12 protein-coding genes are annotated in these 15710 nt (G+C 57.7%); 4 read left to right on the top strand and 8 right to left on the bottom strand.

The features are described from left to right. Positions 1-5: 5 nt before the first annotated feature. The gene (locus tag ACR0EN_RS19155) at positions 6-824 is read right to left on the bottom strand and encodes an ABC transporter ATP-binding protein (protein ID WP_170426283.1); all 819 of its coding nucleotides are present in this window, start codon (positions 822-824) and stop codon (positions 6-8) included. 75 nt (positions 825-899) lie between these two features. After that, positions 900-2843, bottom strand: coding sequence for an AMP-binding protein (locus ACR0EN_RS19150; RefSeq protein ID WP_170515296.1), 1944 nt, complete (start codon positions 2841-2843; stop codon positions 900-902). A gap of 189 nt (positions 2844-3032) precedes the next feature. Between ACR0EN_RS19150 and ACR0EN_RS19145 the strand changes: the two genes are divergently transcribed. Further along, positions 3033-3542: an LCCL domain-containing protein gene (locus ACR0EN_RS19145; protein WP_480588311.1), complete on the top strand. Its 510-nt coding sequence runs from the start codon at positions 3033-3035 to the stop codon at positions 3540-3542. Between the two features lie 16 nt (positions 3543-3558). Here ACR0EN_RS19145 and mutT read toward each other — a convergent pair whose 3' ends face one another. Genes mutT through ACR0EN_RS19130 form a run of 3 tightly spaced genes read right to left on the bottom strand, consistent with a single transcriptional unit; the run spans position 3559 to position 6033 of the window. Then, positions 3559-3957, bottom strand: coding sequence for an 8-oxo-dGTP diphosphatase MutT (gene mutT / locus ACR0EN_RS19140; RefSeq protein WP_170399291.1), 399 nt, complete (start codon positions 3955-3957; stop codon positions 3559-3561). Continuing rightward, complete coding sequence (gene argJ / locus ACR0EN_RS19135; protein ID WP_480571683.1) at positions 3954-5180, bottom strand: bifunctional glutamate N-acetyltransferase/amino-acid acetyltransferase ArgJ; 1227 nt, start codon at positions 5178-5180, stop codon at positions 3954-3956. The genes mutT and argJ overlap by 4 nt, the downstream gene beginning before the upstream one ends. A gap of 4 nt (positions 5181-5184) precedes the next feature. Beyond that, complete coding sequence (locus tag ACR0EN_RS19130; RefSeq protein ID WP_170426289.1) at positions 5185-6033, bottom strand: peptidylprolyl isomerase; 849 nt, start codon at positions 6031-6033, stop codon at positions 5185-5187. 176 nt (positions 6034-6209) lie between these two features. On the opposite strand from ACR0EN_RS19130, the gene secA reads away from it, so the two are divergent. The 3 genes from secA to ACR0EN_RS19115 all read left to right on the top strand — a co-directional run bounded on the left by secA (position 6210) and on the right by ACR0EN_RS19115 (position 11527). Next, positions 6210-8927 (top strand): preprotein translocase subunit SecA, encoded by a 2718-nt coding sequence (secA, locus tag ACR0EN_RS19125; protein ID WP_480588309.1) that lies wholly within the window; start codon positions 6210-6212, stop codon positions 8925-8927. Between the two features lie 100 nt (positions 8928-9027). Continuing rightward, complete coding sequence (locus ACR0EN_RS19120) at positions 9028-9945, top strand: hypothetical protein (RefSeq protein WP_480503936.1); 918 nt, start codon at positions 9028-9030, stop codon at positions 9943-9945. 25 nt (positions 9946-9970) lie between these two features. After that, positions 9971-11527 carry a phosphate ABC transporter substrate-binding/OmpA family protein gene (locus ACR0EN_RS19115; protein ID WP_170819252.1) on the top strand — a complete coding sequence of 519 codons (1557 nt, stop codon included), beginning with the start codon at positions 9971-9973 and terminating at the stop codon, positions 11525-11527. Between the two features lie 3 nt (positions 11528-11530). Here ACR0EN_RS19115 and radC read toward each other — a convergent pair whose 3' ends face one another. The 3 genes from radC to dnaK form a co-directional block, all read right to left on the bottom strand. Beyond that, on the bottom strand, positions 11531-12286 hold the full coding sequence (gene radC / locus ACR0EN_RS19110) for a RadC family protein (RefSeq protein WP_170515434.1): 756 nt from the start codon (positions 12284-12286) through the stop codon (positions 11531-11533). Between the two features lie 159 nt (positions 12287-12445). Continuing rightward, positions 12446-13597: a molecular chaperone DnaJ gene (gene dnaJ / locus ACR0EN_RS19105; RefSeq protein ID WP_170408772.1), complete on the bottom strand. Its 1152-nt coding sequence runs from the start codon at positions 13595-13597 to the stop codon at positions 12446-12448. Positions 13598-13671: 74 nt separating this feature from the next. Further along, entirely contained in the window at positions 13672-15579 is a 1908-nt protein-coding gene (dnaK, locus tag ACR0EN_RS19100) for a molecular chaperone DnaK (RefSeq protein WP_170399312.1), read from the bottom strand. Positions 15580-15710 lie beyond the last annotated feature (131 nt).

Raw genomic sequence — 15710 nt, 5'->3', positions numbered from 1 at the left:
GGACCTCAGTCATGGCTGACCCCCAAATAGGCATCAATGACTTCTTGGTTGTTGCGCACCTCATCCGGGGTGCCGTCACCAATCTTTTTGCCGTAATCCATCACAACCACACGGTCGCTCAGATCCATTACCACGCCCATATCGTGCTCGATCAGCGCAATCGTGGTGCCAAACTCGTCATTCACGTCGAGGATAAAGCGGCTCATGTCCTCTTTCTCTTCGACGTTCATCCCGGCCATCGGCTCATCCAGCAGCAGCAGTTTCGGTTCCGCCGCCAGCGCGCGCGCCAGTTCGACGCGTTTCTTCAACCCGTAAGGCAGGCGGGACACCGGCGTTTTGCGGATGTGCTGAATCTCAAGGAAATCAATGATCTTCTCGACCGCCTCGCGATTCTCGGTCTCTTCTGCCTCGGCCTTGCCCTTCCACAGCGCTTGCTGAAGAATATTGGTCTTCATAAAACCCAAACGCCCGGTCATGACGTTGTCCAGAACGCTCATCCCTTCAAACAAGGCAATGTTCTGGAACGTCCGCGCGATCCCTTGCTGGGCCACTTCAAAGGGCCGCATCGGCGGGCGTTTGGCACCGTGAAACCAGACCTCACCTTCTTGCGGGACATAGAACCCCGAGATCACATTCAACATCGAGGATTTGCCCGCCCCGTTTGGCCCGATGATCGCACGGATCTCACCCTCACGGATGTCGAACGAGATATCCTTGATGGCCACCACGCCGCCAAAGCGCAGGGTGATGTTCTTCATCTCCATCACCACACCGCCGATCTTGCGGCCGTCTTCGGTGACATATCCTTCGGAGTTATCCAGCATCAGAACCTCCCTGACACAAAAACGGGACGGCGGGCGGGGCGATGACCGCAGGTCGAGCGGCGCGCGTCAGCCCACTCATTCCGCCGCCACCTTGTGCTGCGCGACCGGAACCACTGGCGCATCGACAATTTCCAACGTCGCAGAAATCGATCCCTTACGACCATCTTCATAGGTCACTTCAGTCGTGGTCGAAACGCTCGACGACCCGTCATACAACGCCGCAATAATGTCGCTGAATTTGTCCTCGACAAACCCACGCCGCACCTTGCGGGTCCGAGTCATCTCGCCATCATCGGCATCCAGTTCCTTGTGCAGAACCACAAAGCGATGCACCTGACAGCCCGATAGCATTTCATCCGCCGCGACCGACTTGTTTACCTCTTCAACGTGGCTCCGAATCGTCTCTAACACACGAGGATGTCCCGCAAGTTCCTGATAGGACGCGTAGGCCACGTTGTTGCGTTCCGCCCAGTTTCCGACCGCCGTCAGGTCGATATTGATGAAAGCCACGCATCGATCCTTGCCATTCCCGAACAGCACGACTTCAAGAATATCGGGATAGAACTTCAGCTTGTTCTCGACATATTTCGGCGCGAACATCGAACCATCAGCCATCTTGCCCACGTCTTTGGCACGGTCAATGATCCGCAGATGGCCGGAGTTCTCCTCGATGAACCCGGCATCCCCCGTCGCCACCCAACCTTCGGCATCCTTAGTCGAGGCCGTCGAATCCGGGTTGTTGTAATACTCGACGAACACGCCGGGTGAGCGGTAATGAATCTCGCCCTTATCATCGATCTTCAGCTCGACATCCGGCGCCGGAACACCAACCGTATCCGCCCGTACCTCGCCATCCGGCTGCACGGTGATGAACACGGTCGCTTCGGTCTGACCGTAAAGCTGCTTCAGGTTGATGCCCAAAGAGCGGTAGAAATCAAAGATTTCCGGCCCGATCGCTTCACCCGCCGTATAGCCCACACGGAACCGGCCATAGCCAAGCGTATCTTTCAGCGGGCCATAGACCAGCAAATTGCCCAGCGTGTATTTCAGCTTGTCGCCAAAGCCCACCGGCTTGCCGTCCAGCAACAGGCCACCCACCTTCTTGGCATGGGCCATGAAATAATGGAACATGCGCTGCTTCAGCTTGCCCGCATCCTCCATCCGGATCATCACGTTGGTCAGCTGGGTTTCGAACACCCGCGGCGGAGCAAAGAAATAGGTCGGCCCGATCTCGCGCAGGTCGGTCATCATCGTGTCGGCGCTTTCGGGGCAGTTCACGCAGAAGCCGCACCAATAAGCCTGACCAATCGAGAATATGAAATCGCCAACCCAAGCCATCGGCAGGTAAGACAGGATGTCTTCGTTCCGGGTCAGATGATCGAATTCCGCCGAGTTCTTAGCGCTTTCGATAACATTGCGGTTCGACAGCACCACGCCCTTGGGCTTGCCCGTGGTGCCCGAGGTATAAAGCATCACGCAGGTATCATCGTAAGTGATCGCCGCAATGCGCTTGTCCAGTTCCGCATCAAACCGCGCGTGCCCCGCACTGCCCTCGGCCATGATGTCCTCAAGCGCGTTCATCTGCGAGTGGTCATACTTCCGCATCCCGCGCTTGTCGGTATAGAGTATGTGTTTGACTTGATGCAGGTTTTCCTGAATCTCGATGACTTTGTCGACCTGCTCCTGGTCACCGCAGACGACATATTTCGCGCCGCAATGCTCCAGCACATAGGCCATCTCTTCGGCGACCGAATCCTGATACAGAGGCACCGGCACCGCGCCTACCATCTGAGCGGCAACCATCGACCAGTAATGGGCGGGACGGTTCCGACCAATCACAGCAATATGGTCACCCTTTTCAACGCCAAGTTCTAGAAACCCAAGTGCGATGGCACGGATTTCTTTGGCGGCTTCCGCCCAGGTCCAGCATTGCCAGATCCCGAATTCCTTTTCCCGATAGGCCGGGGCATCCCCGAACTGGGTCACATTGCGGTGTAATAGCGCCGGAAGAGAGTCCATCCCTTCAGCGCCCGACTGCGTCTGAGCCAATCTTTCTCTCCTCCCCATCCGACCCCTCCCCGGGCCGAAAATGGCGGGTTCGGGATGGTGCCCGAACGCCAATGCCCCGATAAGGGACGTCGTAACGATCAGCGTCAAGTTTTGCCTGATGTTTTCTCAATTCTTACGAATTGTAACAGGGGCTGAGGAATGAAGTTCCGAGTTGTACAAGATGTAAAAATCGTTGAACTGGATAAACCAGCGCTGCCAAAAGCGAATACAACCGCCGCATTTTTTTGGGCAACGCGTGAGTTCGTGATAGAATTGATAATGCATAGAGCTCAGCAGATCATATTTGTGGCCATCGCGGTTTTTGTGATCGTTGGTAGCGGGAGTGGACCGATTTCAGCCGATGAGCTAAAGGATTGCCCCGGCCATATTGGTGAACTTGACTTACCCATTGAGTGCATGTGCACAAAAGAGGCGCAACGGATACGGCCGTTCAATGTACAGGGATGCGAAGTGTACGCTTGGTGGAGCAACATTTGTATGGCCGCGGTGCATGCGGGAATTGCTACGCGTGAGGGCGGGCCAGTCCGGATCGAACAAAGGGAACCTCAAGCAGAATACGTCGGTTGCCTTCGTAACGATATGTTCAGCAATGACATGCACCACAGTGATTTGCCAAGCTTTGTCGTTTTGCCAGTTGAGTCAGATTAGAGTCTTTTTTAAGGGCTTATAGCCAATCCCTCAGAACCGGGATCAACGGCACATCTGCCGCAGGCATCGGGTAGTTCCTCAGATCATTCGCACGCACCCATTTCAGCGCCTGACCTTCTTTCGATTGCGGTATGCCCTCCCATTTGCGGCAGGCAAACAGCGGCATCAGCAGGTGGAAATCGTCATAGCTGTGGCTGGCAAAGGTCAGCGGCGCGAGGCACGAGGCCCAGGTGTCGATGCCCAGTTCCTCGTGCAATTCGCGGATCAGGGCGGCCTCGGGGGTTTCTCCGGGTTCGATCTTGCCGCCGGGGAATTCCCACAGACCGGCCATGGATTTGCCCTCGGGGCGTTGGGCCAGCAGGACGCGGCCCTCGATGTCGATCAGAGCGACAGCAGACACCAATACTGTCTTCACGAGCGATAATCCGCGTTGATTTCGATATAGCCGTGGGTCAGATCGCAGGTCCAGACGGTGGAAGCGCCCTGACCCAGTCCCAGATCGACTGCGATCACCAAATCCTGACCTTTCATATAGGCCGCAGCGTCTTCCTCGCGGTAGTCGGGGCTGACCCAGCCTTTTTCAGCCACAAGGATGTCTCCGAACGATATGCTCAAAAGGTCGCGGTCTGCAGCAGCACCGGATTTGCCGATGGCCATGACGATGCGGCCCCAATTCGGGTCCTCGCCCGCGATGGCGGTTTTGACCAGCGGGGAGTTGGCGATAGCCAGCCCGTGAGTTTTGGCATCAGCATCCGTGGCGGCGCCGGTCACACGAATTTCGACGAATTTCGTGGCCCCTTCGCCGTCGCGGACCACTTGCTGCGCAAGGTCCAACATCACTGTTTCCAGTGCTTGCGCGAAGGCGGCATTGCCGGTGGCATCGACGCCCGATGCCCCGGTGGCGCAGAGCAAGAGGCTGTCGGATGTCGAGGTATCGCTATCCACGGTGATGCAGTTGAAGGTCCGGTCAGTCTGCGCGCTCAGCATCGCCTGCAGCGCTGATTGCTCGATCTGAGCATCGGTGAAGATATAGACCAGCATCGTCGCCATATCGGGCGCGATCATGCCGGAACCCTTCGCAATCCCCGCAATAGAGACTGTTTGGCCGCCAATATCGACCTGCGCCGACGACCCCTTCGGGAAGGTGTCGGTGGTCATGATCGCGCGCGCCGCGTCCTCAATCGCGTGACGGCTGAGGCCCGCCTTCAACGCCTCAAGCTGTGCAACGATGCGGTCATGGGGCAGCGGCTCGCCGATGACGCCGGTCGACGAGGTAAAAACCCGATCTACCGCGACTCCGGTAGCTTTGGAAACAGCTTGCGTCACCTCGGCCACTGAGGTCTGCCCGTAATGGCCGGTAAACGCATTGGCGTTGCCCGAATTCACAAGGATCGCTGCAGGCCCGTCGCCGGGCCCGCCGATCTTGTCCTGACAATCCAGAACGGGGGCCGCACGGGTGGCCGAGCGGGTGAACACCCCGGCCACCGAGGTGCCCGGATCAAGAACGGCCAGCATCACATCGGTGCGACCTTGATATCGGACACCAGCCTCGACAGTGGCGAAGCGCACACCATCGATCGCGGGCAATTCGGGGAAGGCCGCCGGGGCCAGCGGTGAAACCTTGGTTATCGTGGCCACGGGGTTACTCCTGCAGCAGCTCCAGCTGGCGCATGACCTCGGGGCCGGCGCCCTCGAGCGCGGGACGCTCGATCTGCGCTTGCTGCGTCAACTCGTCAATCTTGGCCTGAATTGCTTCTTGCCGAATGGTCTGAGCCAATTCATCGCGCACGACCGCCAATTCGGGGGCCTCGGTCTTGCGCTTGTCGTTCAGCGTGACCACGTGCCAACCGAACTGGGTTTGCACCGGATCCGAGACCTGACCCTTTTCAAGGCCAAGCACGGCACCTTCAAACTCGGGCACCATCTGGCCTTTGCCGAACCAGCCCAGCGCACCGCCATTGGGGCCAGAGGGTCCTGTGGATTTTTCTTTCGCTAGCTCAGCGAAATCTGCGCCTTCTTCAAGTTGGGCTTTGACAGCTTTGGCTTCGTCCTCGGATTCGACCAGAATGTGGCTGGCATTGAACTCGTCTTCGCCCTGAAACTCGGCGAATTGCGTGTCATAGGCGGCCTGTATGGCCTCATCAGTGACACTGGCGGCTGTCAGCGCTTCGACGGTTTGTACGGCGCGCAGGGACCGGGTTTCGTTTTCCAGTCGAAGGGCGTTTAGTGTATTCAGCTCTTCCTGTTCAAGGCTCAGCAGGTGCTGCTGGACCAGTTGCTCGAGGATGAAATCATATAGCACCTCATCTTCAAGCTGCTGATACTGCGCCGGCAGCGCCGAGGCGGTGGCGATGACGTGACCCAATGTGATCTCGTCGCCGTTCACGCGGGCAACCACGGTGTTGGCATCCGGTGCGTCCTGGGCGGCCAGCGGCAACGCCATCACGGCAACAAGTGCAAGCGATGGCAGAAAAGTGAGGCCTTTGGGCATGGAATTATCCTATTTCTTTGCCGCGACAGGGCGCAGCGTTGACACTGTGGAACCTGCCCCTTACATCGCTTTGAAGCCTTGGACAGGGCCGCCTTTCACCCCCCGTATCTAGGGGCTGCGCGCAAGGTGGGCAAGCCTGTCGCAACCAAGAAAAAAACAGATCCGCTGGAGTGAACATGCTGGGACTCGGAACGCTCGCCAAAAAGGTGTTCGGAACACCGAACGACCGCAAGATCAAGGCGGCCCGCCCGCTGGTCGAAAAGATCAATGCGCTGGAGCCGGAGTTCGAGATCCTGACCGACGATGGCCTGATCGAGAAAACCGCTGAGCTGCGCAAACGAGCGCTGGATGGTGAAAAGCTGGATGACTTGCTGCCGGAAGCATTTGCCAATGTCCGCGAAGGGGCCAAGCGCGCCCTGGGTCTTCGGGCCTTTGATGTGCAGTTGTTGGGTGGTTTGTTCCTGCACCAGGGCAACATCTCGGAAATGAAAACGGGTGAGGGCAAAACCCTGGTCGCCACCTTCCCCGCCTATCTGAATGCACTGACCGGCAAGGGCGTGCATGTGGTCACGGTGAACGAATACCTGGCCAAGCGCGACTCGGAATGGATGGGCAAGGTGTTTGCGTCCGTTGGCATGACGACCGGTGTGATCTGGTCGGGCCAACCGGATGCCGAGAAGATGGCGGCGTACAAGTGTGACATCACCTATGCCACAAATAATGAGTTGGGCTTCGACTATCTGCGCGACAACATGAAGGCCGATCTGGAACAGGTCTATCAGAAGCACCACAATTTCGCGATCGTCGACGAAGTCGACTCGATCCTGATTGATGAGGCGCGGACGCCGCTGATCATCTCGGGGCCGGCACAAGACCGATCGGACCTTTATACTGCCATCGATACCGTGATCCCGACGCTGCAGGACGATCATTACTCGCTCGATGAAAAGAGCCGCAGCGTGACGTTCACCGATGAAGGCAACGAGTTTTTGGAGCAGCAACTGCTTTCAGCGGGTCTGCTGCCCGAGGGGCATTCGCTGTACGACCCCGAAAGCACCACTGTAGTGCATCACGTCAATCAGGGCCTGCGCGCGCATAAACTGTTCCAACGTGACAAGGACTATATCGTTCGGGATGGCAATGTGGTGCTAATCGACGAATTCACCGGTCGGATGATGCCGGGCCGCCGCTTGTCGGAGGGTCTGCACCAAGCCATCGAAGCCAAGGAAGGCGTACAGATTCAGCCCGAGAATGTGACGCTGGCCAGCGTGACATTCCAGAACTATTTCCGCCTCTATGACAAGCTGTCCGGCATGACCGGCACTGCGCTGACCGAGGCGGAAGAATTTCAGGAAATCTATGGTCTGGGTGTGGTTGAGGTTCCGACCAACAAGCCAATCGCGCGTGAAGACAAAGACGACCAGGTCTATCGCACGACAGCCGAAAAATACGGTGCCATTATTGAACAGGTCAAAAAGGCCGGTGAAAAAGGTCAGCCGGTTCTTGTCGGTACCACGTCGATCGAAAAGTCCGAAGTGATCAGCCAGATGCTGGACAAAGAGGGAATCGAGCACAACGTTCTGAACGCCCGCCAGCATGAACAGGAAGCGCAGATAGTGGCCGATGCAGGCCGTCTTGGCGCGGTGACCATCGCCACCAACATGGCGGGCCGCGGCACCGATATTCAGCTGGGCGGCAATGTCGAGATGAAGGTGCTGCAGGCGCTGGCCGAAAACCCCGAGGCTGACCCGGCCGAGTTGCGTGCGGCAGAAGAAGCCAAGCACGCGGAAGAAAAGGAAAAGGTGCTGCAGGCCGGTGGTCTTTACGTAATGGCGTCCGAACGTCATGAAAGCCGCCGGATCGACAACCAGCTGCGCGGGCGTTCGGGACGCCAAGGTGACCCGGGCCGCACCGTGTTCTACCTGAGCCTGGAAGATGACCTGATGCGCATTTTCGGTTCGGAACGTCTGGACAAGGTCCTGACCACGCTGGGTATGAAAGAGGGCGAGGCAATCATTCACCCCTGGGTGAACAAATCGCTGGAACGGGCGCAATCCAAAGTCGAAGGTCGCAACTTTGACATGCGCAAAAACGTTCTGAAATTCGACGACGTGATGAACGATCAGCGGAAAGTCGTGTTCAGCCAGCGGCGTGAAATCATGTCAGCGGATGATCTGTCGGATGTCGTGTCCGATATGCGTGAGCAGGTGATCGACGATATGATCGACGAATTCATGCCGCCAAAATCATATGCAGATCAATGGGATACAGAAGGTCTGCACGAAGCGGTCAAAGACAAGCTGACCATCGATGCGCCGGTTCAGGACTGGGCCGCCGAGGAAGGCGTAGATGACGAGCAAATCCGCGAACGTCTGATCAAGGCCGCCGATGAAATGATGGCGCAGAAGGCCGTGGCCTTTGGCCCGGAAAACATGCGCAACATCGAAAAGCAAGTTCTGCTGCAGACTATCGATGGCAAATGGCGCGAACATCTTTTGACGCTGGAACATCTGCGCTCGGTCGTGGGTTTCCGTGGCTATGCACAGCGCGATCCGCTGAACGAGTACAAGAACGAAAGCTTCCAGCTGTTCGAAGGGATGCTTGATTCCTTGCGCGAAACCGTCACTCAGCAATTGTCGCGCGTGCGCCCGCTGAGCGAAGAAGAACAGAAGGAAATGCTCGCGCAGATGGCAGCGCAACAGGCACAGGCGCAGAAAGCTGTGGATCAAGCTGCCGGGAATGCCGAGGCGATCGCCGAAGCCGAAGCGTCTGGTGACAGTCGTCCGGGTTTTGTCGAGGATGATGCTTCGACTTGGGGTAACCCGTCACGCAATGATCCTTGCCCTTGTGGCTCGGGGAAAAAATTCAAACATTGCCACGGCAGGTTGACTTAACGTCACCTGTTTTCCACCACAATGAGTCCGCCTCACGGCCACATATTGGCCTTGATTGGGAAGCAAATTGCGACTCGCTCCTTCAACTGGGGAGGGTGTCTTGTTTGTCATTAAGAACTACGTGACCACGGGCGGAACCGTTGCCTGCGCTCTGGCCATTGGATATTTGATGCAAAGCGGATCGGCGCAGCAACCCAATGCTGAGCCGAGCGGTGAACGCGTCGCTTCGATCTCGGAGCAGGACTCGGACCTGACCGGACTGGAAAGCGTTGTCCTGACCTCTTCTTCCCCGACAGAAGCGCGTCCCAAGGATCTATCTCAATCCACGCGCCCGGCGCAAGAAACCAGCCGTTTGCCTTCGAATTGCGATATGAGCGCGCGCGCCATGGCTGTGCCCGGCGCCAACGTACGGCTGCGGGTCAAGGCCCCCTGCCACGCCAATGAGATCATTGAGGTTCATCACAACGGGCTGGTTTTCAGCACCGAGACCGATGCGCTTGGCGGCTTGAACCTGACCATCCCGGCGCTGTCGGAATATGCTATTTTCCTGATCTCGCTGCCGGATGAGAAAGGCACCGTTGCGACGACGCATGTGCCCGAGATCAACAGCTTCAACCGGGTTGCCTTGCAGTGGCAGGGCGAAACCGATCTGCAGCTTCATGCGCTGGAATTCGGCGCAGGTTACGGGGAAGAAGGCCACGTTTGGTCCGGGTCCCAGACCGGCGGCGCGGGCTCGGTGATCCATCTGGGTCAGGGCGGTTCGGACGTCGCGCGCAATATCGAGGTTTATTCGTACCCCATTGAGACCGCAACCGAAGCCGGAAGTATCACACTGTCGGTTGAAACTGAGGTCACTGAAGCAAATTGCGGCAAGCCCCTAAGCGTGCAATCATTGGAATGGCGCGCGGAACGGCTACGCTCACGCGACCTGTCGCTGGATATGCCCGGTTGTGAGGCAGCTGGCGATTTTCTGGTGTTGAATAATCTGTTCTCAGACCTGACAATCGCTGCCAAATAAGCAGCAGGCAGATCTACGGTTTCCAATGAGCATTCTTCGTGCGGCGTTCGCCGCGCTCTTTGCCTTATCCTTGGCACAAAGCGTATTCGCGCAGGACATCACTTTGACCTCGCATGACGGCAAGGTAGAAGTGGTCGGCACCCTTCTTGGTTACGACGGTGAATTCTACCGTGTCGATACGCAGTTCGGAGAGCTGACGGTCGATGGATCAGGGGTCACCTGCGACGGCCCAGCTTGCCCCAACCTGATGGATTTTGTGGCCGAAGTTCGGTTCTCTGGCTCATCAGTGATCGCCGAGACACTGCTACCCGCGCTTGCACAGGGCTTTGCCATCGAGGAAGGGTTAACCCTGTCACAGCCCGAGGGAACCGGAGACCTGCGGGTCTACGCTCTGAATCACCCTGATCGGCAGGCGCCTTTGGCGAGGTTCATATTTCGTGCAACGGATACGGCTGACGGCTTTATCGATCTGGTTGAGAACACCGCAGATGTCGTGTTGGCGCAGCGGGAAATTCGATCAGACGAACTGGAGTTGACCAAAGCCGCTGGGCTCGGAGATCTGACGCAAACCCGCCGGTCGCGCGTCTTGGCTCTGGATGCAATCGTGCCAATCGTGTCGGCCGACAATCCCGTGCGCCAGATATCGCTTGCTGATCTGGTGAAGGTTTTCACCGCCGAGGTCGCAAATTGGGGCGATCTCGGTGGGCCTGATGCGCCGATCTCTCTGCATCTGCCACAGGTCGGTTCCGGGCTGGATCAGGCGGTCGAGGATTTGCTGTTAGCACCTGCCAACGCACATATGACCGCTCAGATCACGCGCCACGATCGAAACAGCGATCTGGTGCGCACGGTCTCGAACGACCCGTTCGCGCTCGGCGTCGCCAGTCTTGCCGAGGCCGGGACTGTACGCGCCCTGCCTCTGACCGGTGGGTGCGGACATGCCCTGTCGGCAACACGGCAATCGGTCAAGACCGAAGATTATCCGCTGACCACACCCATGTTTTTCTATTTGCCACAAAGACGATTGCCCAAAGTCGCGCGACAGTTTTTGGCCTATACCCAAAGCAGCGCCGCACAGATGGTCATCCGGCAAGCCGGATTTGTCGATCAATCCCTTGAAACAATCCAGGTTGGGCTGCAAGGCGATCGGCTGGCCAATGCGATCAGCACCGGTGGAGCTGAGGTCGGGTTGCAAGAGTTGCAGCGCATGATCGAAACCCTCCGTCCACTTTCGCGGCTATCTTTGTCCTTTCGGTTCGAACCGGGGTCTTCGCGACCCGATGCTCAGTCCCGGTCAAACATCTTGAACCTTGCGCAAGCTTTGGAAAGCGGAACGTTGGAGGCGCGTCAATTGATCTTTGTTGGGTTTAGTGACGGCGAGGGCGCGGCGGTCGCCAATTCACGTATTGCCCTGCAGCGAGCCAAAACCGTCCGAAACGCAGTGCTGGCATCGGTCGAAACCAGCCTCCCCGACAGCATCGAAATCAGTGTCGAGGGCTTTGGCGAGGCCATGCCGATGGCCTGCGACGACACCGAATGGGGCCGCAAGGTGAATCGTCGGGTCGAAGTTTGGATCCGATAACCCTTACAAATAGCCTTGCGAGCGGAAACTCAGTTCAGCCGATTTCCCGATGATCAGGTGATCATGCAAAGTCAGCCCAAGGGCGGAACACGCATCCTGAATCCGGTTGGTCATATCGATGTCCGACTGCGACGGCGTCGGATCACCGGATGGATGATTGTGGACCAGGATCAGAGCCGAGGCATTGAGTTCCAACGCCCGCTTCGCGACCTCTCGCGGATAGACCGGCACATGATCCACCGTGCCTTTGGCCTGCTCTTCATCCGCAATCAGCACATTCTTGCGATCTAGATAAAACACACGAAACTGCTCGATCTCGCGGTGCGCCATCGTGGTGTGACAATAGTCCAGAAGCGCATCCCATCCCGAGATCACATGCCGTTGCATCACCCGGGCACGCGCCATGCGATGGGCACAGGCCTCAAGGATTTTCAGATCGGTAATCACCGTGTCCCCAACGCCTTTGATCTGACGCAGCCGTTCCTCGGGTGCAGTCAACACACGATTGAAATCACCAAACGCATCCATCAGCGCGCGCGCCAGCGGTTTCACATCCTGACGCGGGATGGATCGGAACAGAGCAAGTTCCAGCAGTTCATAATCCGGCATCGCTGCTGATCCGCCAGACATGAACCTTTCGCGCAGCCGCTTGCGATGGTCTTTGATGTAGGAGGGTAACCGACCAACGGGCAGCGGCTGCGCCGGTGCTTCATCCGTATCGAACAGCATGGGGGCTTCGGCAAAGGCGTCTTGGGTCATAACACCACTCTGACGCAGAATCGGTTTCCGAAAAGTTAACGCGCTCTATCCCTGCCCGCCGGATCGGCAACACACGGATCCCCTGCTTCATCTGGCCATAAATATCTCGGGGGGGGGCGCCCAAAGGGCGATGGGGGCAGAGCCCCCGTGCTTAACCGTTTAACCCTTCATGCCATCCCAGAAGGACTTTACAGAAGAGAAGAAGCTTTTAGATTCCGGGTGGTTATCTTCACCCAAATCGTCAAACTCACGCAGAAGTTCTTTCTGACGACTGGTCAGATTGACCGGAGTTTCCACGGCAAGTTCGATGAACATATCCCCGATGCCTCCGCCGCGCAGGGCGGGCATGCCTTTGCTACGCAGGCGCATCTGGCGACCCGACTGGCTGCCGGCAGGAATCTGTACACGACCGCGACCACCGTCGATGGTCGGCACCTCGATCGAACCACCAAGTGCTGCCTTGGCCATGCTGACTGGCACACGGCAATAGAGGTTCACGCTGTCACGTTCGAACAGCTTGTGCTCGGAAACTTCGACAAAAATATAGAGGTCACCCGGAGGACCACCACGCATTCCGGCCTCACCCTCACCGGCCAGACGAATCCGGGTTCCGGTCTCGACACCGGCAGGGATGTTCACGGACAATGCGCGATCTTTTTCAACGCGCCCCGCACCTTGGCACGATTTACAAGGGTTCTTAATGATCTGACCCAAACCAGAGCAGGTCGGGCAGGTGCGCTCAACCGTGAAAAAGCCCTGTTGCGCGCGAACCTTGCCCATGCCGGAACAAGTCGGACATGCAGTGGGTTCAACACCACCTTCGGCACCAGTTCCCTCGCAAGAGGAACAGGCCACAGCCGTAGGAACGTTTATGGTTTTCTGCAGGCCTGCATAAGCCTCTTCCAGCGTGACCCGCAGGTTATAGCGCAGGTCTGAACCGCGTGCGGCGCGACGGCCCCCGCCTGCCCCACGCTGGCCACCCATGAAGTCGCCGAACAAGTCGTCGAACACGTCAGAGAACGCGCTGGAGAAATCGCCCTGACCGAAGCCGCCACCGGGACGGCCGCCGCCACCGCCCATGCCGTTTTCAAACGCGGCGTGACCAAAGCGATCATAAGCGGCTTTCTTTTCAGCATCACGCAGAACATCATAGGCCTCGTTGGCCTCTTTGAACTGCGCTTCGGCATCGGGGTTGTCCTTGTTGCGATCGGGATGCAGCTGTTTGGCTTTCGAGCGAAAGCCTTTTTTGATCTCATCCGCAGAAGCGCCCTTGGACACGCCGAGCACTTCGTAATAGTCGCGTTTGGACATCAGTATTTCCTTCTGCCTCAACGTAATCGGGCCGGCCCGGCAACCGGACCGGCCCAAATTGGCCCGGTTACCCGTTAGTTACGCTTGTCGTCGTCCAGATCTTCGAACTCGGCGTCGACAATGTCATCGTCACCCGGCGCGGCATCTGCGGCTGCGGGCTCATCTTCGCCCTCTTCCGCCTGTGCCTTATAGATCGCCTCACCCAGTTTCATGGCCGCTTCGGTCACGTTCTGGATGCCCGACTTGATCTTGTCGGCATTGTCCGTTTCCAGCTCATCCTTGAGCGCAGCAACGGCCAGCTCGATCGCTTCGACGGTCGACGGGTCGACCTTGTCGCCATGTTCCTCGATCGATTTCTCGGTCGCGTGGACAAGGCTTTCGGCCTGGTTCTTGGCTTCGACCAGCTCTTTGCGGGCCTTGTCTGCCTCGGCGTTTTCCTCGGCATCCTTGACCATCTTGTCGATATCTTCGTCCGACAGACCGCCCGAGGCCTGAATGGTGATCTTCTGCTCTTTGCCAGTGCCTTTGTCCTTGGCCGAAACCGAGACAATGCCGTTGGCGTCGATGTCAAAAGTCACCTCGATCTGAGGCATGCCGCGCGGTGCGGGCGGGATCTCTTCCAGATTGAACTGACCGAGGATCTTGTTGTCCGCAGCCATTTCGCGCTCACCCTGGAAACAGCGGATGGTCACGGCGTTCTGGTTGTCCTCGGCGGTCGAGAAGACCTGAGACTTCTTGGTCGGGATCGTGGTGTTGCGGTCGATCAGGCGGGTGAACACGCCACCCAACGTTTCGATGCCCAGCGACAGCGGGGTCACGTCCAGCAGAACCACGTCTTTGACGTCGCCCTGCAGAACACCGGCCTGAATGGCGGCACCCATAGCAACAACTTCGTCCGGGTTCACACCCTTGTGCGGCTCCTTACCGAAGAACTTGGTGACCTCTTCGATCACTTTCGGCATCCGGGTCATACCACCGACCAGAACAACCTCATCCACGTCGCCAGCCGACAGGCCTGCGTCTTTCAGGGCAGCCTGGCAAGGCTTCATCGACTTCTTGATCAGGTCGCCAACCAGCGATTCCAGCTTGGCGCGGGTCAGTTTCATGACCATGTGCAGCGGCTGACCGTTCGAACCCATCGAGATGAACGGCTGGTTGATTTCGGTCTGCGAGGTCGAGGACAGTTCGATCTTGGCTTTTTCAGCGGCTTCTTTCAGACGCTGCAGGGCCATCTTGTCGGCAGACAGGTCGACACCGTGTTCCTTTTTGAACTCATCCGCCAGGTAGTTGACGATGCGCATGTCAAAGTCTTCACCACCCAGGAAGGTGTCACCGTTGGTCGATTTGACTTCGAACAGACCGTCGTCGATTTCCAAAATGGTCACGTCGAAGGTACCACCACCAAGGTCATAAACCGCGATGGTTTGGGTTTCTTCCTTGTCCAGACCATAGGCCAGCGCAGCAGCTGTCGGCTCGTTGATGATCCGCAGCACTTCCAGACCGGCGATTTTACCAGCGTCTTTGGTAGCCTGACGCTGTGCGTCGTTGAAGTATGCCGGAACGGTGATAACCGCTTGCGTGACTTCCTCACCCAGATAGCTCTCGGCGGTTTCCTTCATCTTACCCAGAGTGAAGGCCGATATCTGGCTTGGGGAGTATTTCTCACCGCGGGCTTCAACCCACGCGTCGCCATTGCCGCCATCGACGATGGCGTACGGCACCATTTTCTTATCTTTTTCGACTTCTGCATCATCCACACGACGACCGATCAGACGCTTGACGCCAAAGATGGTGTTGTCGGGGTTGGTGACCGCCTGACGTTTTGCAGGCTGACCGACCAGTCGCTCATCTTCGGTGAAGGCGACGATCGAGGGCGTGGTCCGCGCCCCTTCTGCGTTTTCGATGACCTTCGGCTGAGAGCCGTCCATGATGGCCACACACGAGTTGGTGGTACCGAGGTCAATCCCGATTACTTTTCCCATATTTTCAATCCCTTTCCATTCAAGGCGATGTCCCGAGGGTTGGACCCGTTGCGGCATCCTGCCCCCGATTGATGTGCGCGACAGCACTACACCATCGCGCGTCGAGGCGTATATAAGGGCGAGAACAGGGG

It is taken from the genome of Ruegeria sp. AB7 (genome assembly GCF_056542625.1).
Note: the sequence above shows the minus strand (reverse complement) of the source record. Positions and strands in the feature narration are given on the sequence as shown.

Coding starts and splice junctions, on each gene's coding strand:
- ACR0EN_RS19155 (WP_170426283.1), bottom strand. CDS start 824: ATGCTGGATAACTCCGAAGGATATGTCACCGAAGACGGCCGCAAGATC.
- ACR0EN_RS19150 (WP_170515296.1), bottom strand. CDS start 2,843: ATGGACTCTCTTCCGGCGCTATTACACCGCAATGTGACCCAGTTCGGG.
- ACR0EN_RS19145 (WP_480588311.1), top strand. CDS start 3,033: ATGAAGTTCCGAGTTGTACAAGATGTAAAAATCGTTGAACTGGATAAA.
- ACR0EN_RS19130 (WP_170426289.1), bottom strand. CDS start 6,033: ATGCCCAAAGGCCTCACTTTTCTGCCATCGCTTGCACTTGTTGCCGTG.
- secA (WP_480588309.1), top strand. CDS start 6,210: ATGCTGGGACTCGGAACGCTCGCCAAAAAGGTGTTCGGAACACCGAAC.
- ACR0EN_RS19115 (WP_170819252.1), top strand. CDS start 9,971: ATGAGCATTCTTCGTGCGGCGTTCGCCGCGCTCTTTGCCTTATCCTTG.
- radC (WP_170515434.1), bottom strand. CDS start 12,286: ATGACCCAAGACGCCTTTGCCGAAGCCCCCATGCTGTTCGATACGGAT.
- dnaJ (WP_170408772.1), bottom strand. CDS start 13,597: ATGTCCAAACGCGACTATTACGAAGTGCTCGGCGTGTCCAAGGGCGCT.
- dnaK (WP_170399312.1), bottom strand. CDS start 15,579: ATGGGAAAAGTAATCGGGATTGACCTCGGTACCACCAACTCGTGTGTG.